We start from the raw sequence: 26,326 nt of genomic DNA on the forward strand, positions 1-26,326 counted from the left end.
AACTGACATGGCCATCGAACACATTTTCGACGACGCGAGCCGCGTGATGACGATCGTGAGCTTCACCACCTTCCTAGGCATCCTCGCGTGGACATATCTGCTGCGCGACGAGCGGGACTTCGCCGCCACCGCCGCGCTGCCGTTCGCGGATGACGACGTGGAGGACGATTATGTCTGACTTCACGAGCGGTTTCTGGAACTGGTACGTCACCCTGATCACGGTGCTGGGCATCGCCGGCTGCGCGATCCTGCTGTGGTCGCAGTCGCGCCACAAGGTGCGCCTGGACGACAAGGGCCAGCCGGAAAAGACGACGGGTCACGTGTGGGACGAGGACCTGACGGAGCTGAACACGCCGATGCCGCGCTGGTGGATGGTCATGTTCTATCTGACCATCGTGTTCGCCGCGGGCTATCTGATCCTGTATCCGGGCCTCGGCAGCTATGCCGGCCGGCTCGGCTGGCAATCGACGGGCGCCTACAAGCAGGAGCTGGCGAAGGCCGATGCGGACTACGGTCCCCTGTTCGCACAATACCTGAAGCGTGACCTGAAGGACGTCGCGGCCGATCCGCAGGCCCATGCCATGGGCGAGCGCCTGTTCCTGACGTATTGCGCGCAATGCCACGGCTCCGATGCGCGGGGCAACAAGGGCTACCCGAACCTGACGGACACCGATTGGCTGTACGGCGGCGAGCCGTCCGTGATCAAGGAAACGATCATGAAGGGCCGCAATGGCGTGATGCCGCCGATGGGCGCGGCGCTCGGCTCGGACACGGACGTCGAGAACGTCGCTCACTATGTCCTCAGCTTGTCCGGCGCGCCGGCCGACCCGATCAAGGTCGCCTACGGCAAGTCGAAGTTCGCCGCGTGCGCCGCCTGCCACGGCGCCGACGCGCACGGCAACCAGATGATCGGCTCGCCGAACCTGACGGACAAGGTGTGGCTGTACGGCGGCAGCCCGGAGACCGTGATGGAAACCATCCGCAAGGGCCGCAACAACACGATGCCGGCGTGGGGCGAATTCCTCGGCGAGGGCAAGGTCCACGTGCTGGCGGCCTATGTGTGGAGCCTGTCGAACATGCAGGGTGTGCAACCTGGGGTGCAGCATGGAGTAGCGGCAAAATGAATGCGTTGGCGCCGAAGGAAGCCGTCATCAAGATGTACGCCAAGCGCGAAGCGATCCACCCGCGCGAGGTGAAGGGACGGTTCGCCACGTTGCGGTGGACCTGCGTCTGGCTCACGCAGGCCCTGTTCTACGGGCTGCCGTGGCTCTCGATGCACGGCCGCCAGGCCGTGCTGTTCGACCTCGGCGCACGCAAGTTCCACCTGTTCGGACTGGTGCTGTGGCCGCAGGATTTCATCTATCTCGCGGGCCTGTTGATCATCTGCGCCTACGCGCTGTTCCTCGTGACGGCGGTGGCGGGGCGCGTGTGGTGCGGCTATGCGTGCCCGCAGACGGTGTACACGGAAATCTTCCTGTGGATCGAGCGCCGCATCGAAGGCGACCGCAGCGCGCGCATCCGCCTCGACCGCCAGCCGTGGACGGTGCAGAAGGTCGCGCGGCGCACCGCGAAGCACCTCGCGTGGGGGCTTGTGGCGCTGTGGACGGGCTTCACGTTCGTCGGCTATTTCACGCCGGTCCGCGCGCTGGGCGACGCGGTGGCGCACCTCGGGCTCGGCCCGTGGGAGACGTTCTGGGTGCTGTTCTACAGCTTCGCCACGTACGGCAACGCGGGCTGGATGCGCGAGCAGGTGTGCAAGTACATGTGCCCGTACGCCCGCTTCCAGAGCGCGATGTTCGACCACGACACGCTGATCGTCAGCTACGACGGGGCGCGTGGCGAACCGCGCGGCGCGGCCCGCGATGCTTCGCGCGGCGACTGCATCGACTGCTCGCTGTGCGTGCAGGTGTGCCCGACCGGCATCGACATCCGCAACGGCCTGCAATATGAATGCATCGGCTGCGCCGCCTGCGTCGACGCGTGCGACAGCGTGATGGACAAGGTGGACAAGCCGCAGGGCCTGATCCGCTACGCGACAGAGAATGCGCTGGCCGGACACTGGAGCGCGAGCCAGATCCGCGCGCGCGTGCTGCGTCCGCGCACGATCGGCTACGGCCTCGTGCTGCTGCTGATGGCGACGGGCATGAGCACGGCGCTGGCGCTGCGTACACCGCTGAAGCTGGACGTGATCCGCGACCGCGGTTCCATGGGCCGCGAAGTGGACGGCGGCCGCATCGAGAACGTGTACCGGCTGCAGCTGATGAACACGGGCGAACGCGACCACCTGTTCCGCGTTCGGGTTGCCGGCATCCCGACGGCGGCCGTCGTCGACGAAGACGTCGTCGAGCTGGCCGGCGCGTCCGCGCGCGCCGTGCCCGTGCGCGTACGCGTGGACCATCACGCCGCCCACACCGGATCGAACGCGCTGACGTTCAGCGTGACGGCCGAGGACGACCCCGCGCTGCACGTGACGGAAAAGGCCGTCTTCATCGTGCCGCGCTGAACCACCATAAGGACAAGACATGCACGCGACGACAACAACCGACGGGGCCAGGCCCTGGTACACCCACCGCTGGCCGTGGTTCCTGATGCTGGGCCCCGCCACCGTGCTCGTCGGCGGCGCCTACGTCACGTGGCTCGCCGTCGGGCATCCGGACGCCCTCGTCGTCGACGACTACTACAAGCAGGGCAAGGCCATCAACCAGGACCTGCGGCGCGACCGCGCGGCTACGGCACTGGGGCTGTCGCTGCACGCCGACTACGACCCGCGCTCCGGTCGCCTTTCCGGCCGGCTGGCGGGGAAAGCTGCGGGGCCGGTGGCACCGTTCACGATCTATCTCGCGCATCCCACGCTGCCGCAGCGCGACCTGCGCGTGTTCGTGCGCCCGGCGGCCGACGGCACCTTCGCCGTGGCGCTGCCCGCGCTGGAGCGGACGCACTGGCAGGTGGTCGTGGAAGGATCGCTGCGCGACTGGCGCCTGGCGAAAGGGTGGGATGGCGCGGCGCCGCTCACGATCGTGGCGGACGCGCCCTGAAAAGACAGGCGCGGTGGCGCGTCACGCCATCGGGCTGCACTGCTCCGTGCCCGCCGCCATCGCCTTCAGGCGCGCCGGTTCCAGCAGCTCGACTTCGCGCTTGTCGACGTGCACGAGGCCCAGCTTCTTGAAGCGCGACAGCAGGCGGCTGATGCTTTCGATCGTGAGGCCCAGGTAGTTGCCGATGTCCTCGCGCGACATGCGCAGCTGGAAGCGCGTGGGCGAATAGCCGCGCGCCGCGTAGCGGGCGGAGAGGTTCACGAGGAACACGGCGAAACGCTGCTCCGCGCGCATATTCCCCAAGAGGAGCATGACGTTCTGCTCGCGCGTGATCTCGCGGCTCATGATGCGGTGGAAGTGGCGCAGCAGCGCGGGCACGTGGCCGAACAGATCTTCCAGGTGCGCGAACGGGATCTCGCATACCTCGCTGTCTTCCAGCGCGACGGCGTCGCAGTGGTGGCGGTCGCCGCTGATGGCGTCCATGCCGAGCAACTCGCCGGCCATCTGGAAACCGGTGATCTGCGCCTCGCCGGCCGCGTTGATCTGGTACGTCTTGAAATGGCCGAAACGGACGGCATACAGATTGCGGAACGGCTCGCCCATCTTGTACAGCGGCTCGTCGCGCTCCAGGCGGCGGCGCTTGCCGATGATCTTGTCCAGGCGATCGATGTCCGCATCTTCGAGGCCCATCGGCAGGCACAGCTGGTGCATGCTGCAGGCCGAGCAACTCGCCTTCAACGCGTGGATGCTGATCGTTTTATCGGCGGTTGTGGTATCAGTATTAATCATGACAAGGACCTCGCGGTAGTGCTTGGATTATAGTCCCGTTACCCTGCTGCCAGTAGGGAAATCGCAGCATCGGCGCGGATTCCGCACACAAAGTGTCGCGTCCCTGTACCGATTACGCCGCATCGGTCCGGGTCGCTCTGCCATGCCGGCGTCAAGCGTGCGCGCCTCCACGTTGTCAAGGATTACACTTCCCGTGCAGATTTGCCAACGGGAGATATATGTCGGGCGAGCAGCGTACTGGTCCATCCATAGTGCATGACGACGCAGGCGCGGGCACCGGCATCGCCACGTCTGCGCCGCTGGCCGACGAAGACCAGGCCCGCGCCGATTTCTACGGTCTGTTCGCGCACCTGCTGCTGGCCCCGCCGGACGCCGCGCTGCTCGGCGCGTTGGCCGCCGCCGACCCCGTCGCGGCGGCCGGCGAATTCGCCCTCGAGGATGCGTGGCTGAAGCTGACGCAGGCCGCGTCCGTCGTCGACGCGGCGCTCGTCGCCGACGAATTTTCCGCGCTGTTCATCAGCACGGGCACGCCGCTGTTGAATCCCTACGGCTCGTTCTACCTGACAGGCCATTTGAACGATGCGCCGCTGGCCGCGCTGCGCCAGGATCTGGCCCATCTGGGCCTCGCGCGCGCGCCTGGTGTCGGTGAGTTCGAAGACCACCTGGGTGCGCTGTGCGAGACGATGCGCGTGCTGATCCAGGGCGGCCCGGGCATGCGCCCGCGCGGTCTCGCCGCGCAGAAGGCCTTGTTCGAGGCGCATATCCGGCCGTGGTACGCGGCCTGCCTTGCAGACGTCGCGCATGCTGCCGACGCCAATTTCTACCGGGTCGTCGCTGGCGTCGTCGATGCGTTCCTGTCGATCGAAGCGCAGGCCTTCGCCGTGCTGGACACGACCGACCCTATCGCCGCATGAGGACCACCATGAACGACGACAAGCAACCCGATCCCGCCCGCCGCAGCCTGCTGAAGGCTGCGCCGCTGGGCGCGTTGGCCATCGCCGCGGCCGCACGTGCGCGAGCGCCCGAGGCGCCGCCGGCACCGGCGACGCCCGCCGGAGGGCAGAAGACGCAGGGCTACCACGAGACGGAGCACATCCGGCGCTACTACCGCACTGCCGCTTACTGGTAGGAGAACACGATGACCCTGGTGAAGACATCACGCGACAGTGGACTCAAACGGCGCCGGTTCCTCGTCGGCGCGGGCGTGACGGCGGGTGCCGGCGCCCTCGCGCGCCACCTGCCGCTGAACGTGATCCAGCCCGTGACGGCGGCCGACCCCGTGCCGGCGCAGCCGCACGTGGAGGTCAAGCATACCGTGTGCAGCCACTGCTCCGTCGGTTGTTCGGTGGAAGCCATCGTCAGCAACGGCGTGTGGATCCGCCAGGAAGCGGCGTTCGATTCGCCGATCAATATGGGTGCCCACTGCGCGAAGGGCGCGTCCGTGCGCGAGCACGGCTTCGGCGAGCACCGGCTGCGCTATCCGATGAAGCTCGTGAACGGCAAGTACGAGCGCGTCACGTGGGACCAGGCCATCAACGAGATCGGCGACCGCCTGTTGAAGCTGCGGGCGCAGTCCGGACCGGACGCGCTGATGGTCATCGGCAGCTCGAAGCACAACAACGAACAGTCGTATCTGCTGCGCAAATGGGTGTCGCTGTGGGGCTCGAACAATTGCGACCACCAGGCCCGCATCTGCCACTCGACGACGGTGGCCGGCGTCGCCCAGACCTACGGGTATGGCGCGATGACGAACTCGTTCAACGATCTCCATTACAGCAAGGCCGTGCTGTTCATCGGCTCGAACCCGGCGGAGGCGCACCCGATCTCGATGCTGCACTTCCTGCACGCGAAGGAGCTGGGCGCGAAGATGATCGTCGTCGACCCGAGGTTCACCCGCACGGCGCGCTTCGCCCACCACTATGTGCGCATCCGCCCCGGCACCGACATCGCGTTCGTGTGGGGCATGCTGTGGCACATCTTCAACAACGGCTGGGAAGACAAGGACTACATCGCGGCGCGCACGTTCGGCATGGACGACGTGCGCAAGGAAGTGGCGAAGTGGACGCCCGATAAGGTCACCGACGTGACGGGCGTGCCGGAAGCCTCGGTGCGCATGGCGGCCGAGATGCTGGCGACGAACAAGCCGTCGTCCGTCGTCTGGTGCATGGGCATCACGCAGCACCACGTCGGTACGGCGAACGTGCGCGCGCTGTCGATCCTGCAGCTGGCGCTGGGCAATATCGGCGTGCAGGGCGGCGGCGCCAACATCTATCGCGGCCATGACAACGTGCAGGGCGCGACGGACGTGGGCCCCAACGGCGATTCGCTGCCCGGCTACTACGGCATCGCGGAAGGCGCGTGGAAGCATTTCGCCACCGTGTGGGGCGTCGACTATGATTGGATCAAGTCGCGTTTCGGCTCGAAAGAGTTGATGGAAAAGCCGGGCATCACCGTGTCGCGCTGGTTCGACGCGGTCCTCGAGGACAACCAGTACGTCGACCAGCCGACCAACCTGCGCGCCGTGTTTTATTGGGGCCATGCGCCGAACAGCCAGACGCGTTTGCCGGACATGAAGGCCGCCATGCAGAAGCTGGACTTCATGGTCGTCATCGACCCTTACCCCAGCATGACGGCCGCCATGCACGGCAGGAGCGATGGCGTCTACCTGCTGCCCGCCGCGTCGCAGTTCGAGACGCAGGGCTCCGTGACGGCGTCGAACCGGTCGATCCAATGGCGCGAGCGCGTGATCCAGCCGCTGTTCGAGTGCAAGACGGACCACGAGATCATGTACCTGTTCGCGAGGAAGCTCGGCTTCGGCGAGCAGCTCGTCAAGAACATCAAGGTCGTCAACAACGAACCCGTCATCGAGGACATCCTCCGCGAGATCAACCGCTCGTGCTGGACCATCGGCTACACCGGATGTTCGCCCGAGCGGTTAAAACTGCACATGGAGCACAAGCGCGACTTCAACCCGACGACGATGCGCGCGGAATCCGGCCCGTGCAAGGGCGATTACTACGGCTTGCCGTGGCCGTGCTGGGGCACGCCGGAGATGAAGCATCCGGGCACGCCGATCCTGTACGACCTGCACAAGAGCGTCGCGGAAGGCGGCCTGCCGTTCCGCGCCAACTGGGGCGTGGAACACAACGGCGAGCCGCTGCTCGCCGCGGACGGGTCGTTCACGAAGGATTCCGAGATCGACACGGGCTACCCGGAATTCGACCACGTGTTCCTGAAAAAGCTGGGCTGGTGGGCCGAGCTGACGCCGGAAGAGCAGGTACAGGCCGAGGGCAAGAACTGGAAGACGGACCTGTCGGGCGGGATCATCCGCGTCGTCATCGCCCACGGGTGCGCGCCGTACGGCAATGCGCGCGCCCGCTGCAATGTGTGGAACTTCCCCGACCCCGTGCCGACGCACCGCGAACCGCTCGTCACGCCGCGGCGCGACCTCGTCGCGAAATACCCGACGTACGATGACAAGGCCGCGTTCTGGCGCCTGCCCACGTTGTACAAGTCCGTGCAGGACGTCGACTTCTCGAAGGACTACCCGCTGATCATGACGTCGGGCCGCCTCGTCGAATTCGAAGGCGGCGGCGACGAGACGCGGTCGAACCCGTGGCTGGCCGAGCTCCAGCAGAACATGTTCTGCGAAGTGAACCCGGAAGACGCCGCACAGATCGGCGTGAAGCTGGGCGAATTCATGTGGGTCGAGACGCCGACGGGGGCGCGCCTGAAGCTGATGGCGATGGTGACGCCGCGCGTGCCGGTGGGCCTCGTGTGGATGCCGTTCCACTTCGGCGGCTGGTGGATGGGCGAGGACCTGGAAAAGCATTATCCGGAAGGCGGCGCGCCCACGGTGCGCGGCGAGGCCGTCAATACGGGATGGACGTACGGTTACGACGCCGTGACGATGATGCAGGAAACGAAGGTGTCTCTATGCCGGCTGGTGCGCGCGTGAGGAGAATGAGATGACAAGGATGAAGTTCATCTGCGACACGGAGCGCTGCATCGACTGCAACGGCTGCGTGACCGCCTGCAAGAACGAGAACGAGACCCCGTGGGGCGTGAACCGCCGCCGCGTCGTCACGATCAACGACGGCGTGCCGGGCGAGCGCTCGATCTCCGTCGCGTGCATGCACTGCAGCGACGCGCCTTGCCTCGCCGTCTGCCCCGTCAACTGCATCTACCACACGGAAGACGGTATCGTCCTGCACGACAAGGACCAGTGCATCGGCTGCGGCTACTGCTATTACGCGTGCCCGTTCGGCGCGCCGCAATTCCCGGCCACGGGCCTGTTCAATCACCGCGGCAAGATGGACAAATGCACGTTCTGTTCGGGCGGCCCCGAACCCGACACGTCCGAGGCGGAATTCAAGAAGTACGGCCGCAACCGCATCGCCGAAGGCAAGCTGCCCGCGTGCGCGGAGATGTGCGGCACGAAGGCGCTGATCGCCGGCGACGCCACCGTCGTCGCCGACATCTACCGCCAGCGCGTGGAGACGCGCGGCTATGGTCCGGAACTGTGGGGCTGGAAGATCGCGTACGGCCGGCCGAAGCGCGGTGGCGACATCAAGGCCAAGGGCGACGGCCCGCGCGAGAACCAGAACCTGAAGGACTCGCAGAACGACGAGGGGAGGCTGCCGACATGAAGCGCATCCTCATCCTCTGCCTGCCACTGACCCTGCTGGCGGGCTGCCTCGAAGTGGACCAGCATCCGAACTGGGTGCATGGCATGTACGCCGGGAAGAAGGACGACCGGCCGTTCTTTCGCCACTTCCACAACGACAAGCTGTCGTGGTGGGGCGCGATCAGCAACCGCAACATGAAACAGAACGAATACAACCGGGCCAACCCGTAGCAGGAGCCGACCATGTCATTCACTCTCCGATCGTTGCGGATGTTTCTCGGACTGCTTCTGTCGCTGTGGCTGGCCGGTATCGCGTACGCCGCCGTCCCGAACAACCGCGCCGAACCCGCGTACGCGGAGGAACAGACGATCCTGCAGGCGGAACACGACTCGCACACGCCGGAGCCGGGACTCGATGCGAAGGCGTCCGGCCGCGTGCACATCGACCGCCACTACCTCGGCCAGTACGGCAAATCGGAGGGGACGGTCATCGTCCAGCGCGGCGGCAACCAGTGGCGCGTGTGGCGCAACGGGCCGATCGCCACCACGATGGGCGCGATCCTCGTCGTCGTGCTGGTGGCGATCTTCTTCTTTTACCGCGCCGTCGGCCCCGCGCGGGTGGAAGAGCCGGACACGGGGCGGCGCATCCGCCGCTTCACCGACTGGGAACGCGGCGTGCACTGGGCGACGGCGATCACGTTCATCGTTCTCGCCGTGACGGGCCTCGTCATCATGTTCGGCAAGAAGCTCCTGCTGCCGCTCGTCGGCCACGACGTATTCGCGGCCATCGCCTACGTCTTCAAATACCTGCACAACTTCGCGGGCCCGCTGTTCATCGTGTGCTCGGTGCTGATGTTCTTTACGTTCCTGCACCGGAACGTGTTCCGCCGCATCGACTGGCAGTGGATCAAGCAGGGCGGGGGACTCGTCTCGCACCGGCACGTGCCGGCCGGGTTTTTCAATGCAGGTGAAAAATCCTGGTTCTGGCTCGGCGTCACGTTGCTCGGTCTCGTGATGTCGGTCACCGGCCTGATCCTGGATTTCGTCACGTTCGGCCAGACCCGCTACGTGCTGCAGATCGCGAACTACCTGCACATCGCGGGCGCGACGTTCTACATCGCGGCCGCGATGGGCCACATCTACATCGGCACGTGGGGCACGCCCGGCGCGTACGAGGCGATGCGCCACGGGACCGTCGACGAATCGTGGGCCAAGGCGCACCACGCCCTGTGGTACGACGAGGTGAAGGCCGGTGTCGCGCCCGGCACGTTCGACGACCGCCTGCCGCCCGACCAGCCGCCGCCCGCGCCGCCGCCCGGCCCGCGCGCGCGACCCGGACCTGCGCACTGAGGGGGTGACGATGCACGCGACGAAGACGATCCTGGCGATGACGCTGGTGGCGCTGGCCGCCGCAGGCTGCAAGCAGCACGGCGACAACGTCCAGCGCAAGACGAAATTCCCCGGCATGGTGACGGCCGACGGCGGCACGAGCGGCCAGGTGATGGCCGCGCACGCCGGGCCGAAGACGAATGCCGGCTATGCGGGCGGCACGCCGGGCATCGCGGGCGGCAGCGGCGGCAACACGGGCGGTGCCGCGACCGGTGGCGCCGTGCGCGAGACGGGTCAGGGCCCCAGCCAGGGCGTGACGCCGCCCGGCGGCGCCGGCACGCAAGGCACGACGCAGGTGCAGCCGGGCGACCACGGCAAGCCGGCGGCGCCCACGCCCGCGGAGATCGGGCCGCAGCCGGGCGCCTTCAACCACGATCCGTCGCATCCGGCGGCGCCGGGACGGTGACGACGATGGAGACACGGACGATGAACGCGACAAACGACGAGCGCAGCAAGGTGGCCCGCGTGGCGTTGGCGGTGCTGACGCTGGCCTGCGCGGCCGCGACGGCCCACGCCGCGCTGCCGGCGCCGACACCCGCACAGCAGCAGGCAGCCGCCGCGAAGAAGGCGGCGGCCGACGCCCAGGCCGCGAAGGACAAGCAGGAACTGGGGGCGTCGATGGACGCCATCGTCGCGCGCTGGCGTGCCCGCGCAGGCGCGCAGGGCTGGAAGACGCATGCGCCCGTCGCCATCGCGGCAGCAAGCTCGCCGACGCATGCCGCCGCGCCGGCCGGGCAGCCGGACGGCAAGCTGACGGCCGCGGGGGCCGCGGCGCCCATCAAGAGCGAGAAGCTGGGCACGGCGCCGCCCAGCACGGACGTGAAGGCCGGCCCCACGAAGGCCGAGCCGGCGGGCACGCCGCCCACGGTCCAGAAAGGCACGCCGAAGGTGCACAACCAATGAAGATGGCCAGCATACCCATCGCCGTGCTGATGCAGCGGCGCACAGTCCAGCACCGCTGGGCCGACGAAGCGTGGGAAGCAGTCGGCGTCATGGCGAACTGCGGTGACCTGCCGCCGCTGCAGATGCTGAGCCAGTCGCCGGAACGCGATTACTACCTCGTCTCAGGCCTCGAACTGGAGCTCTATCCGGACGAGAACGAAGGCTATTACGAGAATTGCGTGGCGCCGGAGTCGAAGGTCTTCGTGCTGTGGCGGATGGAGAACGGCCGCGCGATGCCCGTGCGCGCGTCCGTCAGCTACGTCGAGGGCACGCGCATGTTCGACTCCGGCGAGAACGCCGATGGCGTGACGATGTCGGCCGAGATCTATGCGTGGCTCGCCGGTTATCTGCGCGCGCACTACCAGCCGAAGCCGCGCCGCGGCCGCCAGCACGGATGACGGAGGCCAGCGTGGCAGACGAAGGCTTCCTGCGCCGCTGGGCGCGCCGCAAGACGGAGGTCCAGACGGGCACCGCACCTGTGCCGGAAGAGCCGGCGCCGGCCGCCGTGCCCGCGCTTGCCGATGCCGCGGTTCCGCAGGCCGCTGCGGCCCCCGTCCGGCTGCCGACGATGGACGACGTGGCCCGCCTGACGCGCGACTCCGATTTCTCCGCCTTCGTCGCGCGCGGCGTCGACGCGGCCGTGCGCCGCACGGCGCTCAAGACGCTGTTCGCCGACCCGCATTTCAACACGATGGACGGACTGGACGTCTACATCGGCGACTACGCGACCCCGAGTCCCATGTCCGAAGCGATGCTCGCGTCGCTCGCGCATGCGAAGCAGGTGCTGCGGCGCGCCGTCGACGCGGTCGCGAACCAGCCCGATCCACCGCCGGACGATCCGCCGGAAGCAGCCTGACCACGATACCTGCAACGACAACCTGAACCCGAGACACGATGAATATCCGCTTGATCGAAGGGCTGGGCATCCCGCCCGACCCCATGCAGGACGAACGCGACCGCACCGCCCGCGACGCGGCGCTGGGCGCACTGGGGGCGCTGCCGGCGCCGGACCCGCGCGACGCCGTCGGCTACCGTTCGGCCGGACGCACGCTCGTCATCGGCCCCCGCGCCGACGCGCTGCCGTGGGCCGAACGCCTGGCGGCCATGGTGCCCGTCACCGTCCTGCTGCTGGACGGCGACGCCGACGAGGACACGCCACGCCTGTTCCCCGTGTTCGCCGCGCGCGCGCTCGTGCTGACAGGCTGGCTCGGCGCGTTCGACGCCACGTGGCAGGCACCCGGCACGGCGCCGCACCAGGCACGCTTCGACCTCGTGCTCGATCTGGGCGCGAGTCCGCAGATCGCCACGCACCAGCGCCCGCACGGCTATCACGCGCCGGGGCCGGACCACGTCGCACGACAGGCGGCCGTCGACGCGCTGGCGAACATGGTCGGCGACTTCGAGAAGCCGACATACTTCGCGTACAAGGAACGCCTGTGCGCGCACGGCCGCAACAGGAAGACGGGCTGCAATGCCTGCGTCGAGGTCTGCTCGGCGGGCGCGATCGCGGGCGCGGGCGACCTCGTCGCCGTGAACCCGTACCTGTGCGCCGGCTGCGGCGCGTGCACGACCGTGTGCCCGACGGGGGCGCTCGCGTACGCGTATCCGGACGCACCGCACACCGGAACGCGCATTAAGGCGCTGCTGGGCGCGTACGCGCAGGCGGGCGGGCAAGACCCCGTGCTGCTCGTGCACGGCGCGGACGGCGCCGCGCTGCTCGACGCGCTGGATGCCCAAGGCGCCGTGCCGGGTCGCGTGCTGCCGCTGGGCGTGCACCACACGGCATCGACGGGCATCGACCTGTGGCTCGCGGCGCTCGCATGGGGCGCGGCCGGCGTCGCCGTGCTGATGACGGATGCTGAGGCGCCGCAGTATGCCGCCGCGCTGGACGAGCAGATGGCCATCGCGCAGGCGATCATGACGGGGCTCGGCTATGCGGGCCCGCACGTGCAACTGCTGCGCGTGACGGATGCGGACGCGCTGGCGCTGGGCCTGCGGCACGCACCGCGCGGCGCCGTGCCTGCGCGCCCCGCCGGCTTCAACGCGGCGGCCGACAAGCGCAATACGCTCGACTACGCGCTGGACCACCTGCTGCGCGAGGCGCCGCAACAGGTCGACGAGATCGCGCTGCCGGCCGGCAGCCCGTTCGGCGCGCTGGCCGTCGACGCGGGTAAATGCAGCCTGTGCATGGCGTGCGTCGGTGCCTGTCCGGCGTCCGCGCTGCAGGACGGCCAGAACGCGCCGCAGCTGCGCTTCATCGAAAAGAATTGCGTGCAGTGCGGGTTGTGCGCCGCCACCTGTCCGGAAGATGCGATCGGCCTGGTGCCGCGCCTGTCGTTCCGGGAGACGCGCAAGCAGCCCGTCGTGCTGAACGAGACGCAGCCATTCCACTGCATCCGTTGCGACAAGCCGTTCGGCACCTTGCGCATGGTCGAGAGCATGCTGGCGCGCCTGGCCGGCCACCCCGCGTTCGCGGGCCATCTCGACCGCATGCGCATGTGCGGCGACTGCCGCGTCATCGACATGATGACGCCGGCGGACGAAGAGACCATCCATCAGGCGCACGAGTTGCGCCGGCGCTGACGGCATCCTGCGTGCGGCCCGGCCGTGGCAGAATGGGGACGGGCGCTCACGAGGCGCCCGTCCGCACATAAAGGAGACGAACGATGGCATCCCCGTACGAGCGCTTCATCCGCGCGCGCGACTTCCTCCAGCAGCACCGCACCGACTATGCGACGGCGTACCGCGACTACGTCTGGCCCCAGCTCGACGAATTCAACTGGGCGCTCGATTACTTCGACACGCAGGCGAGAGGCAATGCGACGCCCGCGCTGTGGGTCGTCGACGAAGACGGCACGGAACAGAAGATCAGCTATGCCGACATGGCGGCGCGCTCGGCCCGCGTCGCGAACTGGCTGCGTGACGCCGGTGTTCGGCGCGGCGACCGCGTGCTGCTGATGCTGCCGAACCGCGTCGAGCTGTGGGAAGCCATGCTGGCGGGGATCAAGCTGGGCGCCGTCCTCGTGCCGACTACGATGCTCGTCTCCGGCAACGACTTGCAGGACCGCCTGCAGCGGGGCCGCGTGCGCCACGTCATCGCGCAGGCGTCTGAAGCGCACAAGTTCGCGGACATGGCCGGCGACTTCACGCGCATCGCCGTCGGCGGGGCCGCGCCCGGCTGGCGCGACTATGCGGACAGCGCGCTGGCCGACGACCGCTTCGAGCCGGACGGCGTCACGCGCGCCACCGATCCGCTGCTGCTGTACTTCACGTCGGGTACGACGGCGAAACCGAAGCTCGTGCTGCACAGCCACCAGAGCTATCCGGTGGGGCATCTGTCGACGATGTACTGGATCGGCCTGCGCGCGGGCGACGTGCACTGGAATATCAGCTCGCCCGGCTGGGCGAAGCACGCGTGGAGCTGCTTCTTCGCGCCGTGGAACGCGGGGGCCACCGTCTTCGTCTACAACTACGACCGCTTTTCCGCGCGCGCGTGCCTGGACACGATCGTGCGCTGCGGCGTGACGTCGCTGTGCGCGCCGCCGACCGTGTGGCGGCTGATGATCAAGGAAGACCTCGCGCAATGGCGGCCGCCGCTGCGCGAGCTCGTGGGCGCGGGCGAGCCGCTGAATCCGGAAGTCATCGAGCAGGTCGAGCGCGCGTGGGGCATCCGTATCCGCGACGGGTTCGGCCAGTCGGAGACCACGTGCCAGGTCGGCAATTCGCCCGGACAGGCGATCAAGCCGGGCTCGATGGGCCGGCCGCTGCCGGGCTACCGCGTCGCGCTGCTCGACGTCGACGATGCGCCCGCGCAGGAAGGGGAGATCGCGCTGGCGCTCGATCCGGCGCCGCTGGGCCTGATGCTGTGCTACGAAAACGATGAGGCGAAGACGACCGAGGTGATGCGCGCCGGCTACTATCACACGGGCGACACGGCGCGCGTCGATGACGACGGCTATTATTTTTACGTGGGCCGCAACGACGACGTGTTCAAGTCGTCCGACTACCGCATCAGCCCGTTCGAACTGGAGAGCGTGCTGATCGAGCATCCGGACGTCCTGGAAGCCGCGATTGTCCCGACCCCCGATCCCGTGCGTCTCGCCGTGCCGAAGGCGTTCATCGCGCTGCGTCCGGGCGTGGAACCGACGCGCGAGCTGGCCGCCGCGATCTTCGCGTTCGCGCGCGACCGGCTGGCACCGTACCAGCGCATCCGCCGCATCGCGTTCATGGAACTGCCGAAGACGATCTCCGGCAAGATCCGCCGCGTCGAGCTGCGCAAGGCCGAGCTGGCGGGCGACCGTGCCGGCCTCGAGTTCCGCGAGGACGAACTCGGCGGTTGACGGCGGCACAACGGGCGATCGGTGGCGTGTGGCTGCCACGCCCCGATCCGATCAATAATAGCCGTTCGCCATCCAACCGACACCGACCCATGACCACGCCAGCCCGACCGTCCATATCGAAGCAGACCGCAAGCCAAGCAGCGGGCAAAGCAGCCGGCAAAGCCGGCGGCAAAACCGGCGGCAAAACCGGCGGCGAGTCCGCGGCAAAGCCAGCCGCCAAGTCAGCCTCCACGCCGGCACGCACCGTTGCTTACGAGGTGCGCCAATCGCCCGTGCACGGCAAGGGCGTGTTCGCGCTGCGCCCGATCGCGGCCGGCGAACGCATCATCGAATACCGCGGCGAGCGCATCACGTGGGACGACGCCACGCGCCGCGCCGCCGAACGGGGCGGCCCCATCAACCATACGTTCTACTTCAGCCTCGCCGACGGCAACGTGATCGACGGCGGCCGGCGCGGCAACGATGCCCGCTGGATCAACCACGCGTGCGAACCCAACTGCGAAGCCTACGAAGACGACGGCCGCGTGTACATCCACGCCCTGCGCGACATTGACGCAGGCGAAGAACTGAACTACAACTATGCGCTGATCTACGACGAACGCCACACGCCCGCGCTGAAGCGCCTGTTCGCATGCCGCTGCGGTACGCCGGCCTGCTCGGGCACCATGCTGGCCCCGAAGAAGCGCAGCCGCAAGGCCGCCGGCGCCTCGGCCTGAGGCAGCCGCCGCGGCCCGGCACGTAGGCCGACCGATCGCACCGACAACACCGACAATACGAACCACCCTGCCCATGAAACCCGTCGTCCGCAGCCTGCTCGAAACCGATCTCTACAAATTCACGATGTGGCAGGCGCTGATGCACATGCACCCGAACGCCACCGGCGATTACGAGTTCAAGTGCCGCAACACGCCCGCGTATCCGCTGGCCGAGCTGAAAGACGACGTCGAACGGGAGTTGGACCATCTGTGCACGCTGATGTTCAGCGAAGAGGACGTCGATTACATGCGGTCGCTGCGCTTCATCAAAAGCGACTTCGCCGACTTTCTCACCTTGTTCCGTTTCCAGCGCAAGTTCATCCACGTCGACACGGACGGCCCGCACCTGCGCATCCGCGCCAGCGGCCCCATCGTGCACGTGATGGGCTTCGAGATCTTCGTGCTGTACATCGTCAACGAACTGTATTTCCGCCGCTTCGACCAGCAGGCCGCGCTGACCGTGGCGCGCGAACGGCTGGCGCAGAAGATCGATGAGTTCCGTGCATTCGAGCAGGAGCCGAAGCGGCTGAATCCGTTCGAGTTCTTCGATTTCGGCGTGCGCCGCCGTTTCTCCGGCGACTGGCACGAGGAAGTGGTGGCCACGCTCGCTCGCGAGCTGCCGCAGTTTTTCAAGGGCACGTCGAACGTGTACCTGGCGAAAAAATTCGACCTCGTGCCGATCGGGACAATGGCGCACGAATACATGCAGGCGTTCCAGTCATTCGACGTGCGCCTGCGCGATTTCCAGAAAAAGGCGCTGGAAGACTGGGTGCAGGAATACCGTGGCGACCTGGGTACGGCACTGACGGACGTCGTCGGCATGGATGCCTTCCTGCGCGACTTCGACCTGTACTTCGCCAAGCTGTTCGACGGCCTGCGCCACGATTCCGGCGACCCGGTGGCGTGGGGCGAAAAGGCCCTCGCGCACTACGCGAAGCTGCGCATCGACCCGCGCACGAAGCGCCTCGTGTTCTCCGACGCGCTCACCGTGCCGAAGGCGCTCTCCTTGTACCGCCACTTCGCCGACCGTGTGATGACGGGCTTCGGCATCGGCACCAAGCTGACGAACGACACGCAATTCGAGCCGCTGAACATCGTCATGAAGCTCACGCGCTGCAACGGCCAGCCCGTCGCCAAGCTGTCCGACAGCCCCGGCAAGGGCTTTTCCACGGACGAGACGTTCATCGCGTACCTCCGGCAGGTGTTCGACCAGCGCATTTAAACAAAGGATCGTGACGATGAAGAGAACGAACCGCGCCTTCGTTGGCGCCTTGCTGGCCGCGGCGGCAGGCTTGGCGCTGGCCGACGACGTCATGTCGCCCGAGCAGGCGACACGCTACCTCGCGCAGATGAAGGCCGTCGGCGAGGCTTGCGAAACGAGGCACCCGAACCTGAAGGACGCGGTGGCCCGTTCCTGGGTCAGCGGCTGGGACGAGCCGACCCGCGCGTGGGCGGCCGGCCTGATGAAGACCGAGGCGTTCCAGCGCGCGCTGGAAGCGGCGCGCAAAGCGCAGGCGGCCGCCGGGCAGCCGACGGAGAAGGACTGCAACGCGATGTACGGCAACTTCCCGCCGCAGGCACCCGCAGACGAGAAGCACTGAACGAGGCCGGCGCCCGCTCAGGCGTCGCCCGCCTCCAGCGCCCGCCGCAAATCGTCCACGCTGGCCGGCTTGGTCAGGTGCAGGTCGAACACGGCGATGTCGACTTGCGCATGTGCGGCCACACCCGCCTGGCGGCCGTAGCCGGTGAGGGCGGCGAGCCGCAGCGGCCCCTCTGCGGCGCGGCGCATGGCGGCGGCCAGCGCGTAGCCGTCCATGTCGGGCAGGCCGATGTCGAGGATCGCCGCGTCGGGCGGCCATGCCGCTGCACGTCCAGCCCGGCCGCCGCCGTGTGTGCCGTGCGCACGTCGTGCCCCAGCTCGCGCAGGACGGCGGCCGTGAGGGCGGCAGCGTCTTCGTTGTCGTCCACGACGAGCACCCGCAGCGCCTGCGCGGCCGCGTGCACGGCGGCGGGCGGTGTCGCGCACGCGGGCGCGCCCAGCGGCAACCGGATCTCGAAGCGGCTGCCGAGGCCGGGGCCGTCGCTGTGCGCGCTCACACGGCCGCCGTGCAGCTCGACGATGCGGTGCACGATGGCGAGACCCAGGCCCAGGCCGGCGTGGCGCACGAGCGGTTGCGGCGCCTGGTAGAACGGCTCGAATACGCGTGCTGCGAGGCCTGCCTCCATGCCGACGCCGTTGTCGACCACGACCAGGCGCGCCGCGCCGTCCGCGCGGTCGAGGGTGACGCGTGTATCCGTGCTGCCGAAGCGGGCGGCATTCGACAGCAGGTTGCCGAGCACCTGGGCAAGGCGGTGCTCGTCGCCGTCGACCCACAACACGTCCGGCGCCTGCACGCGGATCGGCTGGTCGGGCAGGGCGACGACGGCGTGGCGCACGACGGCCGCCAGGTCGACGGGGCGCACGTCGATGCGCAGCTTGCCGGACGCGATGCGCGACACGTCGAGCAGGTCGTCGACGAGGTGTTTCAGGTGCTCCACCTGGCGCCGCATGATGCCGCGCTCGCGCAGGCCGGCGCCGTCGCCGCGCAGGTCCATCAGGTCGAGCGCGCCCGCGATCGGCGCCAGCGGATTGCGCAACTCGTGCCCCAGCACGGCGAGGAATTCGTCCTTGGCGCGGCCGGCCTGGCGCGCCTGTTCCAGCGCGTCCTCGCGCCGCGCCAGCGCGTCGGCGAGCGAGTCCAGCAGGCGGCCCCGTTCCTGTTCATGGGCGGCGCGGCGCGCGCCGGCCGCCGCCAGCGCAGTGCCCATCGCGTCGATCTCACGGATGCGCGAATGGGGCAGGGCCAGCTCCGTGCCCGCGCCCAGCGCCGCGGCGCCCGCCTCGACGGCGGCGATGCGGCGCACGATGCGCCGGGCCAGCAGCGACGCGAGGCCGATGCTCAGCGCCAGCGACAGCACGATGCCCGCGCCGTACCACTTGAAGCCTTCCGTGGGACCGCCCGCCCAGCCGACGGGCGGCGCGCCGACCGCGACCGTCCAGCCGTAGCGCGACAGCCGCGTGTAGGCCGACGCCAGCGTCGCGCCTTCGATGGACTGCGTCTGGCCCGCGCCTTCCGGACCGTTCAGCCGGATCAGGCGCGCAAGCGAAGGACTGGGCACGGTGCCAATGAGGTCTTGTCCGCCTTTCGAGCGGGCGACGATGGCGCCGTCGCCGTCCAGCACCGTGATCACGGACCCGGGCGGCACCTGCTGGCGCGTGACGACGCGCATGATGCGGTCGGGCTGGACGATCGCCGTCAGCACGTACGGCCGGCCATGCACGTCCGTCATGGGATAGCGCACGGGGACGGCGGCGCGTCCGCCCTGGCCGCGCGCCACGTGGCCGATCACGGGACGGCGCAGCACGAGCGCCAGGCGCAGACTGGACGGGTCGGCGATGGGCTGCGGCGCCGCGCCGTACGGTGCCGTCGTGCGGAACACCATGCGGCCGTCGCTGCCGGCCAGGGTCACGCCCAGCCATTCGGTCTGCGCGCGCGCCTGGTCGCGGGCGATCGGATAGAAGGCGGCCAGGTCGCCCGCCTCGAGCGCCGGCGTGCGCGCCATGCTCGCGAGGGTGGCGACGGTGCCGTCCAGTTCCGCGTCGACGGCGCTCGACAGCGCCCGCGCCAGGTCGAGCAGGGTGCGTTCCTGTTCGCTCTGGTGGTACTCGGCGGCAAGGTGCACGCTCCAGGCGCCCAGCGCGGCCAGCGGCAGCAGGCCGATCGCCGTCAATGCGATCAGCAGGTGGCGAAGCGACAGCGTGGGCCCGCGTTGAGCGCGCATGGGGAATCCCGGAATCCAAAGTCGACAATTATACGTGCGTGTCTGCGTGCGGCGCGCCGGGACGGTCGTCATTGCTTGCACATCCCGCGCGAGCGCCTATGCTGCAAGGAGGGCGCGGGCGGATGGCGGCCGCCACCTGCCGGGTTCGCCGGGTGGAGGACGCGATGACGCAAATGAAACCGGATGTGCTGGACGGCCTGAAGGCCGCCCTGCGGGGCTCCGTGCTGCTGCCGGGCGACCCCGACTACGATGGCGCGCGGCAGGTCTGGAACGCGATGATCGACCGGCGCCCGGCGCTGATCCATCGCTGTGCCGGCACGGCCGACGTCTGCACGGCCGTCGCGTTCGCGCGCGACCACGGCCTGCCGCTGGCCGTGCGCGGCGGCGGCCACAATATCGCCGGCAATGCCGTATGCGACGACGGGTTCGTGATCGACCTGTCGGCGATGCGCCGCGTCCACGTCGATCCGGACGCGCGCCTCGCCTGGGTCGACGGCGGCGCGCTGCTGGGCGACGTCGACCACGAGACGCAGGCGTACGGCCTCGCCGTTCCCCTCGGCATCAATTCCACGACCGGCGTGGCCGGGCTCACCTTGGGCGGCGGCTTCGGCTGGCTGTCGCGCATGCTGGGCCTGACGGTCGACAATCTGGTCGGCGCCGACATCGTCACGGCCGACGCGCGCCGCCGCCACATCGGGCCGCGCGCGGAACCCGACCTGTTCTGGGCCATCCGCGGCGGCGGCGGCAACTTCGGCGTCGTCACCCGCTTCGAGTTCGCGCTGCACGCCGTCGGGCCGGCCGTCACGGCCGGGCTGGTCGTGTTTGCCGCGGCGGAAGGGCGGGACGTGCTGCGCCGCTACCGCGACTACGTGGACACCTTGCCGAACGACGTCTCGATCTGGGCCGTGCTGCGCAAGGCGCCGCCGCTGCCGTTCCTGCCGGCGGACGTGCACGGCCAGGACATCGTCGCGCTGGCCGTGTTCTCGCCGCGGCCGCCGGACGCCGCGTTGCCGGCGTTTGAACCCGTGCGCGCGTTCGGCACCGTGCTGGGCGAACACGTCGGCGCCGTGCCGTATGCCGCGTGGCAGCAGACCTTCGACCCGCTGCTTGCGCCGGGCGCGCGCAATTACTGGAAATCGCATAATTTCACGACGTTGTCGGACGACGCGATCGACGTCGTGCTGCGCTACGCCGGCAGCGTGCCGTCGCCGCAGTGCGAAATCTTCCTGGGTCTCATCGGCGGGCGCGCCAACGAACCGGCCGTCGACGCGACGGCGTACCCGCACCGCAACGTGACGTATGCGATGAACGTGCACGGGCGTTGGGCCGACGCGGCCGACGATGCGCGCTGCGTGGGCTGGGCGCGCGAGTTCTTCGCGGCCGTCGCGCCGTACGCGGCGGGCAGCGTCTACATCAACTTCCTCACGCAGGACGAGGAGACGCGCATCCACGAAGCCTACGGGCCGAACTGGGACCGGCTCGTGCAGGTCAAGCAGCGCTACGACCCGGACAACCTGTTCCGCTTCAACCACAACATCCCGCCGGCCGGGTAGGCGTCACCCCAGCGCCAGCTCGACGGCCGCCGCCGCGTGCAGCCCCGTCGTGTCGTACAGCGGCACGGGGCTGTCCTCGGGGCCGACGAGCAGCATGATCTCCGTGCAGCCGAGGATGATCGCCTCCGCGCCCGCGGCGACGAGGCGCCCGATCACGGCGCGGTAGGCGTCGCGCGACGCCGCGTCGACCTTGCCCTGCACGAGTTCGTCGTAGATGATGCGGTGCACGGTCGCGCGGTCGGCGGCGTCGGGCACGATCACGTCGAGTCCGTGCAGGTCGGCGAGGCGGCCCTTGTAGAAATCCTGTTCCATCGTGAACGCGGTGCCCAGCAGGCCGACGCGCTGGTGGCCGGCCGCCTTGATGCGCGCGGCCGTCGGGTCGGCGATGTGCAGCAGCGGCAGGTCGACGGCGGCGCGCATGCGGTCGTACGCCTTGTGCATCGTGTTCGTGCAGATGATGAGGAAGTCGGCACCGCCCCGTTCCAGCCGCGGCGCCGCCTCGACCATCAGGTCGGCTGCTTCGTCCCAGCGGTCCTCGCGCTGCAGCACGGCGATGTCGTCGAAGTCGAACGACCACATCAGGCAGCGCGCCGAGTGCAGGCCGCCCAGGCGGTCGCGCACGCCCTCGTTGACGAGGCGATAGTATTCGGCCGAGCTTTTCCAGCTCATCCCGCCCAGCATACCGATGATCTTCTGCGCCATGCACGTCTCCTGTCGAGGTCGAGCCGTCCAGTATATCCAGAAGATAAACGTGGTGCTGCCGTGCGCCCGCGCACAGACGCGCGCGCGTGCGGGACCGACCATGCGCGACGACGGCCATCCCGGCCTTTTGGAGGCAACCATGGATTCGATCAACCGCAACCAGCCCGAAGCGAACCGCCGCGATCTCGCGGGCCGCGATGCGATCCAGCGCGTGAAGGACATGACGGACGACGCGGACACCTGTTTCTTTTGCACGGCCGGCTCGACCGGCTCGACGAACGGCGTGCGCCCGATGAGCGTGCGCGAGACGGACGACGCGGGCAATCTGTGGTTCCTCAGCGCGAACGACAGCCACAAGAACCACGAGCTGGCCGCGAACCCGGCCGTCAAGCTGTACTTCCAGCGCGATGCCCACGCCGGCTTCCTCGAACTGGAAGGCCGCGCCGACATCCTGCAGGACCGCGCCCGCATCCACGCGTTGTGGAATCCGATGCTCAAGACGTGGTTCACGGAAGGCGAGGACGACCCGCGCATCAGCGTCATCCGCTTCACCCCGCAAACGGGGTATTACTGGGACAACAAGCACGGCAGCCTCGTGGTCGGTGCCAAGATCGCCGTCGGTGCGCTCGTCGGCAAGACGCTCGACGATTCGATCGAAGGCCGCCTGGCGTTCTGACGGTCAGCGGATCACGGCCACCGCCGCGAATTCCCCCACCGCGAAGTCGACGAACGCGCGCAGCCGCGGCGCCATGTGGCGGCTGCTGCGCAGCACGAGGTGGACGGGCAGGGCTTCCGGCTCGTAGTCGGCGAGCAGCCGGCGCAGCAGGCCGGCCCGCAGGTCCGGCTCCACCTGGTACGACAGCGCGCGGGCGATGCCGAAGCCGTCGCGGGTGGCCGCGAGCATGGCCTCCACGTCGTTCATGCGCAGGCGCGGGGCGTAGCGCACCACGTGCTCGCGGCCTTCGCCGCGGAAGCGCCATTCGGCCACGCTGCGCACCGAGGTCGACATGATCAACTCGTGGCCCGCGAGGTCGGCCGGCACGTGCGGCGTGCCGTGCCGGTCGAGGTAGGCGGGGCTCGCCACCGTCATCCGCCTGACTTCGCCCAGTCGCCGCGCGACGAGGCTCACGTGCGCGAGCGGGCCGATGCGCACGGCTGCGTCGATGTCGTCCTCGATCAGGTCGACGTTGCGGTCGGACAGCGTCAGGTCGACCTGGATGTCCGGGTGCAGTGCGAGGAAGCGCGTGACGACGGGCGCCACGTGGCGCCGGCCGAACACGGTGGGCGCCGTCAGCCGCAGCAGGCCGCGCGGTGCGGCGGCACCCGGCGGTTGCAGGGCCGTGTCGTAGTCGGCCAGCAGGCGGCGCGCCTGGTCCGCGAGACGCAAACCCGTTTCCGTCGGCGTCAGGCGGCGCGTGCTGCGCTCGAACAGCCGGGCGCCCGCGCGGCTCTCGAGCAGGCCCAGGATGCGCGTGATGGCGGCCGGCGAGCGGCCCAGCTTGCGCGCTGCGGACGCCATGCTGCCCGCGTCGAGGATGGCGATGAACACGAGCAGCTCGTCGAGTCGGTCCATTATTTCATTAATCGGAATGCTGAATTGTCATTATGCCGGATTCCGGTAAGAATGCGTCCGCGCTACGATGGCGGCATCCACCACCACTGCGAGACGACCATGACCCGCATCCTCCACGGCACCCGCCTGTCCGGCCACACGCACCGCGTGCAGATGTTCCTGCACTTCCTCGATTTGCCCTACGAATTCGCCGACAGCCCGGCCGCCGTGCGCGCTTCGCCGGCGTTCCGCGCGTTGAATCCGCTGGGCCAGATTCCCGTGCTGCAGGACGGCGACCTCGTGCTGGCGGACAGCAATGCCATCCTCGTCTACCTCGCGAAGCGCTACGGTGCGGGCACCGCATGGCTGCCGGAAGACCCGGTGGGCGCCGCGCGCGTGCAGCGCTGGCTGTCGCTGGCGGCGGGCGAGATCGCGTTCGGCCCGGCCAGCGCGCGCATCTGCAAACGCTTCTTCGACACGGGCGTGCCCGCAGCCGTGTCGCAGACCTTGGCCGCGCGCGTGCTGGGGCTGATGGACGGCGAGCTGGCGGCGCGCGACTGGCTCGCGGCCACCGTGCCGACGATCGCCGATCTCGCCTGCTACAGCTACGTCGCCCACGCGCCGGAGGGCGGCATCGCGCTGGATCCGTATCCGCACGTGCAAGCCTGGATCGCCCGCATGCAGGCGCTGCCGGGCTTCGTCCCGATGCCCGCGGAGTAATCGATCATGGATGGCGACCGCATTCCCATGCCGTTCCATGAAGGCGAGTTGCGCGCGCAGGCACTGGCCGGCGTCGAGCCGCTCAGTTCACCATTCAGCGCGCCGATCCGCAACCGCATGCCGGACCAGCACCGCACGTTCTTCCCGTTGCTGTCCTTCGTCTGCGTGGCCGTCGCGGACGCCGACGGCTGGCCGCTCGCGACGCTCGTGCAAGGGCCGCCGGGGTTCGCCAGCTCGCCGGACCCAGCGCGGCTCGACGTGGCCGCGCTGCCGACGGTGTGCGATCCCGTGCGGACACGCCTGCTGGCCGGCTCGCCCATCGGCATGCTGGGCATCGACCTCGGGACGCGCCGCCGCAACCGCCTGAACGGCATCGTCGCGCACGTGGACGATGCGGGATTCGCCGTCGACGTCGCGCAATCGTTCGGCAACTGCCCGCGCTACATCCACGTGCGTTCGCTGGTGCCGGTCGAGCGCACGGTGGGCCCGGTGACGATGTTCCGCACCAACTTCCCGGACCGGGCGCGCGCCATGCTGGCGGAAGCGACCACGTTGTTTGTCGCGAGCGCCAGCGGCGCCGGGGCGGAGGACGCCAGCGCGGGCCTGGACATCTCGCACCGTGGCGGCCCGGCCGGCTTCGCGCGGCTGGACGGCGACGTGTTGACGGTACCGGACTTCGCGGGCAACCGCTACTTCAACACGCTCGGGAACTTCGTCGCGGAGCCGCGCGCGGCGATCGTGCTGGCCGACGTCGCGACGGGAGACATGCTGCAGCTGCAGGGCCGCGTCGACGTCGACTGGACCGCGGCGGAGCCGGACCGCGTGCCGCCCGTGGAGCGCGTGTGGCGCTTCCGCATCGAGCGGGGCTGGCTGCGGCCGGGCGCGTTCGGGCTGGCCGAACGCAGCGAATGATCAGGCGGCGCGGCGCTTGACCGCGAGGTTGGCGTCCGCCGTTTCCTGCGCGAGGCGGCGTTCCAGCATCGCCAGCACGGCCGCTTCTTCCGGCTGCAGGTCCTGCAAGTCCTGGACGAGGCTTTCCTCCGCGCGGGCGCGCAAGCCTTCCAGCATCGTGCCGTCGAGATAGGCGTCCAGCACGGCCGGGTGGACGTAGCACTTGCGGCACACGGACGGCGTGTTGCCGAGCCGCTCCGCGACGGATTCGATGGCGCGCACGACGTTCTTCTTGGCCTGCGCATCGGAATCGACGGCCTCGAATTCCTGCAGCGCCATCGCGGCGAGGACGGTGCCGGACCACGTGCGGAAATCCTTCGCCGTGTAGTCCTCGCCCGTGATCGTGCGCAGGTAGTCGTTCACGTCGGAAGAGCCTACCGTGTGGCGCTCGCCGTCCTCGTCGAGGTACTGGAACAGGTCCTGGCCGGGCAGGTCGCGCGTGCGCTGGATGATGCGCGCCAGCCGCCGGTCGTGCACCTTGACGTCGTGGTAGACGCCGCTCTTGCCGCGGAAGCGGAATTCGACTTCGCTGCCGTCGATCTTGACGTGGCGGTTGCGTAACGTGGTCAGGCCGTACGACTTGTTCTCGCGGGCGTATTCGTCGTTACCGATGCGCATCATCGTCGCTTCCAGCAGGTAGACGATCGTCGCCAGCACTTTTTCGCGCGGCAGGCCGGGGAGGGCAAGCGCGCGGTCGACTTCCTTGCGGATCTTCGGCAGCGCCTTGCCGAAGTTGATCATGCGTTCGTATTTCACCTCATCGCGCACTTCGCGCCATTTCGGGTGGTAGCGGTACTGCTTCCGCCCGCGCGCATCGCGTCCCGTTGCCTGCAGGTGGCCGTTGGCCTGGGGGCAGATCCACACGTCCGTCCACGCGGGCGGGATCGCGAGCGACTTGATGCGCTTCAGCGTCGCCTCGTCGTCGACGGGTTCGCCCTTGGCGTCGATGTAGCGAAAAGCCTCGCCGTCCGGCTCGCGCAAGATGCCGGGCCGGTCGTCGTGGACGTAGCGCAGGCCCGCGGCCTTCGCGGCGGCGGGCGGATCGGTGTTCGGCACGGCACTGGCCGGGGAGGCGGCTTCGCTGTTCATTGGGGGCTCGTCGTTGGGCGGTGCGCCCAGTCTACGCCGGCGCCCGGCGCGCTCCGTTCG

At 68.9% G+C, this 26,326-nt stretch carries 28 protein-coding genes; 23 read left to right on the forward strand and 5 right to left on the reverse strand.

Annotation, left to right across the window (positions count from 1 at the left end; translation table 11 throughout):
- Nucleotides 1–7 precede the first annotated feature (7 nt).
- Genes NX784_RS02865 through NX784_RS02880 form a run of 4 tightly spaced genes read left to right on the forward strand, consistent with a single transcriptional unit; the run spans nucleotide 8 to nucleotide 3,035 of the window.
- Nucleotides 8–178 carry a CcoQ/FixQ family Cbb3-type cytochrome c oxidase assembly chaperone gene (locus tag NX784_RS02865; RefSeq protein WP_258815190.1) on the forward strand — a complete coding sequence of 57 codons (171 nt, stop codon included), beginning with the start codon at nucleotides 8–10 and terminating at the stop codon, nucleotides 176–178.
- Nucleotides 171–1,124: a cytochrome-c oxidase, cbb3-type subunit III gene (gene ccoP, locus NX784_RS02870; protein ID WP_258815191.1), complete on the forward strand. Its 954-nt coding sequence runs from the start codon at nucleotides 171–173 to the stop codon at nucleotides 1,122–1,124. The genes NX784_RS02865 and ccoP overlap by 8 nt, the downstream gene beginning before the upstream one ends.
- Nucleotides 1,121–2,503, forward strand: coding sequence for a cytochrome c oxidase accessory protein CcoG (gene ccoG / locus NX784_RS02875; RefSeq protein WP_258815192.1), 1,383 nt, complete (start codon nucleotides 1,121–1,123; stop codon nucleotides 2,501–2,503). Before ccoP ends, ccoG begins: the two co-directional genes overlap by 4 nt.
- A 19-nt stretch (nucleotides 2,504–2,522) precedes the next feature.
- Nucleotides 2,523–3,035: a FixH family protein gene (locus NX784_RS02880; protein ID WP_258815193.1), complete on the forward strand. Its 513-nt coding sequence runs from the start codon at nucleotides 2,523–2,525 to the stop codon at nucleotides 3,033–3,035.
- 21 nt (nucleotides 3,036–3,056) lie between these two features.
- Here the strand turns inward: NX784_RS02880 and fnr are convergent, their stop codons facing one another.
- Nucleotides 3,057–3,824 (reverse strand): fumarate/nitrate reduction transcriptional regulator Fnr, encoded by a 768-nt coding sequence (gene fnr, locus NX784_RS02885; RefSeq protein ID WP_258815194.1) that lies wholly within the window; start codon nucleotides 3,822–3,824, stop codon nucleotides 3,057–3,059.
- Nucleotides 3,825–4,075: 251 nt separating this feature from the next.
- Between fnr and NX784_RS02890 the strand changes: the two genes are divergently transcribed.
- The 15 genes from NX784_RS02890 (at nucleotide 4,076) to NX784_RS02960 (ending at nucleotide 17,478) form a co-directional block, all read left to right on the forward strand.
- A complete protein-coding gene (locus tag NX784_RS02890; protein ID WP_258815195.1) occupies nucleotides 4,076–4,738 on the forward strand; it encodes a TorD/DmsD family molecular chaperone in 663 nt (220 codons plus the stop codon).
- 8 nt (nucleotides 4,739–4,746) lie between these two features.
- Nucleotides 4,747–4,953: a formate dehydrogenase gene (locus NX784_RS02895; RefSeq protein WP_258815196.1), complete on the forward strand. Its 207-nt coding sequence runs from the start codon at nucleotides 4,747–4,749 to the stop codon at nucleotides 4,951–4,953.
- A 9-nt stretch (nucleotides 4,954–4,962) separates the two neighbouring features.
- Nucleotides 4,963–7,782, forward strand: coding sequence for a formate dehydrogenase subunit alpha (locus NX784_RS02900; RefSeq protein WP_258815197.1), 2,820 nt, complete (start codon nucleotides 4,963–4,965; stop codon nucleotides 7,780–7,782).
- A gap of 10 nt (nucleotides 7,783–7,792) precedes the next feature.
- A complete protein-coding gene (fdh3B, locus tag NX784_RS02905) occupies nucleotides 7,793–8,473 on the forward strand; it encodes a formate dehydrogenase FDH3 subunit beta (RefSeq protein WP_258815198.1) in 681 nt (226 codons plus the stop codon).
- The gene (locus tag NX784_RS02910) at nucleotides 8,470–8,682 is read left to right on the forward strand and encodes a hypothetical protein (RefSeq protein ID WP_258815199.1); all 213 of its coding nucleotides are present in this window, start codon (nucleotides 8,470–8,472) and stop codon (nucleotides 8,680–8,682) included. Before fdh3B ends, NX784_RS02910 begins: the two co-directional genes overlap by 4 nt.
- A gap of 12 nt (nucleotides 8,683–8,694) precedes the next feature.
- Nucleotides 8,695–9,801: a formate dehydrogenase subunit gamma gene (locus NX784_RS02915; protein ID WP_258815200.1), complete on the forward strand. Its 1,107-nt coding sequence runs from the start codon at nucleotides 8,695–8,697 to the stop codon at nucleotides 9,799–9,801.
- Between the two features lie 10 nt (nucleotides 9,802–9,811).
- Nucleotides 9,812–10,246, forward strand: a complete 435-nt coding sequence (locus NX784_RS02920) for a hypothetical protein (RefSeq protein ID WP_258815201.1) — start codon at nucleotides 9,812–9,814, stop codon at nucleotides 10,244–10,246.
- Nucleotides 10,247–10,266: 20 nt separating this feature from the next.
- Nucleotides 10,267–10,743, forward strand: coding sequence for a hypothetical protein (locus tag NX784_RS02925; protein WP_258815202.1), 477 nt, complete (start codon nucleotides 10,267–10,269; stop codon nucleotides 10,741–10,743).
- A gap of 2 nt (nucleotides 10,744–10,745) precedes the next feature.
- Nucleotides 10,746–11,180, forward strand: coding sequence for a DUF3305 domain-containing protein (locus NX784_RS02930; protein ID WP_258815203.1), 435 nt, complete (start codon nucleotides 10,746–10,748; stop codon nucleotides 11,178–11,180).
- Nucleotides 11,181–11,191: 11 nt separating this feature from the next.
- On the forward strand, nucleotides 11,192–11,638 hold the full coding sequence (locus NX784_RS02935; protein ID WP_258815204.1) for a DUF3306 domain-containing protein: 447 nt from the start codon (nucleotides 11,192–11,194) through the stop codon (nucleotides 11,636–11,638).
- Nucleotides 11,639–11,676: 38 nt separating this feature from the next.
- On the forward strand, nucleotides 11,677–13,365 hold the full coding sequence (locus tag NX784_RS02940) for a 4Fe-4S binding protein (protein WP_258815205.1): 1,689 nt from the start codon (nucleotides 11,677–11,679) through the stop codon (nucleotides 13,363–13,365).
- 83 nt (nucleotides 13,366–13,448) lie between these two features.
- Nucleotides 13,449–15,122, forward strand: a complete 1,674-nt coding sequence (locus tag NX784_RS02945) for an AMP-binding protein (protein WP_258815206.1) — start codon at nucleotides 13,449–13,451, stop codon at nucleotides 15,120–15,122.
- Between the two features lie 257 nt (nucleotides 15,123–15,379).
- Nucleotides 15,380–15,838 (forward strand): SET domain-containing protein, encoded by a 459-nt coding sequence (locus tag NX784_RS02950; RefSeq protein WP_258815207.1) that lies wholly within the window; start codon nucleotides 15,380–15,382, stop codon nucleotides 15,836–15,838.
- Nucleotides 15,839–15,911: 73 nt separating this feature from the next.
- Entirely contained in the window at nucleotides 15,912–17,099 is a 1,188-nt protein-coding gene (pncB, locus tag NX784_RS02955; RefSeq protein ID WP_258815208.1) for a nicotinate phosphoribosyltransferase, read from the forward strand.
- Nucleotides 17,100–17,115: 16 nt separating this feature from the next.
- The gene (locus tag NX784_RS02960; RefSeq protein ID WP_258815209.1) at nucleotides 17,116–17,478 is read left to right on the forward strand and encodes a hypothetical protein; all 363 of its coding nucleotides are present in this window, start codon (nucleotides 17,116–17,118) and stop codon (nucleotides 17,476–17,478) included.
- Between the two features lie 73 nt (nucleotides 17,479–17,551).
- Here NX784_RS02960 and NX784_RS02965 read toward each other — a convergent pair whose 3' ends face one another.
- Nucleotides 17,552–19,699 carry a hybrid sensor histidine kinase/response regulator gene (locus NX784_RS02965; RefSeq protein WP_258815210.1) on the reverse strand — a complete coding sequence of 716 codons (2,148 nt, stop codon included), beginning with the start codon at nucleotides 19,697–19,699 and terminating at the stop codon, nucleotides 17,552–17,554.
- A 164-nt stretch (nucleotides 19,700–19,863) separates the two neighbouring features.
- Here NX784_RS02965 and NX784_RS02970 point away from each other — a divergent pair, with 164 nt between their 5' ends.
- On the forward strand, nucleotides 19,864–21,252 hold the full coding sequence (locus NX784_RS02970; RefSeq protein ID WP_258815211.1) for an FAD-binding oxidoreductase: 1,389 nt from the start codon (nucleotides 19,864–19,866) through the stop codon (nucleotides 21,250–21,252).
- A gap of 3 nt (nucleotides 21,253–21,255) precedes the next feature.
- Here the strand turns inward: NX784_RS02970 and NX784_RS02975 are convergent, their stop codons facing one another.
- Nucleotides 21,256–21,954, reverse strand: a complete 699-nt coding sequence (locus NX784_RS02975) for an aspartate/glutamate racemase family protein (RefSeq protein WP_258815212.1) — start codon at nucleotides 21,952–21,954, stop codon at nucleotides 21,256–21,258.
- A 139-nt stretch (nucleotides 21,955–22,093) separates the two neighbouring features.
- On the opposite strand from NX784_RS02975, the gene NX784_RS02980 reads away from it, so the two are divergent.
- Nucleotides 22,094–22,630 carry a pyridoxamine 5'-phosphate oxidase family protein gene (locus NX784_RS02980; RefSeq protein ID WP_258815213.1) on the forward strand — a complete coding sequence of 179 codons (537 nt, stop codon included), beginning with the start codon at nucleotides 22,094–22,096 and terminating at the stop codon, nucleotides 22,628–22,630.
- Nucleotides 22,631–22,633: 3 nt separating this feature from the next.
- Here the strand turns inward: NX784_RS02980 and NX784_RS02985 are convergent, their stop codons facing one another.
- Nucleotides 22,634–23,527, reverse strand: a complete 894-nt coding sequence (locus NX784_RS02985; RefSeq protein ID WP_258815214.1) for a LysR family transcriptional regulator — start codon at nucleotides 23,525–23,527, stop codon at nucleotides 22,634–22,636.
- A 99-nt stretch (nucleotides 23,528–23,626) separates the two neighbouring features.
- Between NX784_RS02985 and NX784_RS02990 the strand changes: the two genes are divergently transcribed.
- Complete coding sequence (locus tag NX784_RS02990; RefSeq protein ID WP_258815215.1) at nucleotides 23,627–24,226, forward strand: glutathione S-transferase family protein; 600 nt, start codon at nucleotides 23,627–23,629, stop codon at nucleotides 24,224–24,226.
- A 6-nt stretch (nucleotides 24,227–24,232) separates the two neighbouring features.
- Nucleotides 24,233–25,138, forward strand: coding sequence for a pyridoxamine 5'-phosphate oxidase family protein (locus NX784_RS02995; RefSeq protein WP_258815216.1), 906 nt, complete (start codon nucleotides 24,233–24,235; stop codon nucleotides 25,136–25,138).
- Here NX784_RS02995 and NX784_RS03000 read toward each other — a convergent pair whose 3' ends face one another.
- The gene (locus NX784_RS03000) at nucleotides 25,139–26,266 is read right to left on the reverse strand and encodes a DNA topoisomerase IB (RefSeq protein ID WP_258815217.1); all 1,128 of its coding nucleotides are present in this window, start codon (nucleotides 26,264–26,266) and stop codon (nucleotides 25,139–25,141) included.
- Between the last annotated feature and the right edge of the window lie 60 nt (nucleotides 26,267–26,326).

It is taken from the genome of Massilia pinisoli (assembly GCF_024753285.1).
Lineage (GTDB): Bacteria > Pseudomonadota > Gammaproteobacteria > Burkholderiales > Burkholderiaceae_D > Telluria > Telluria pinisoli.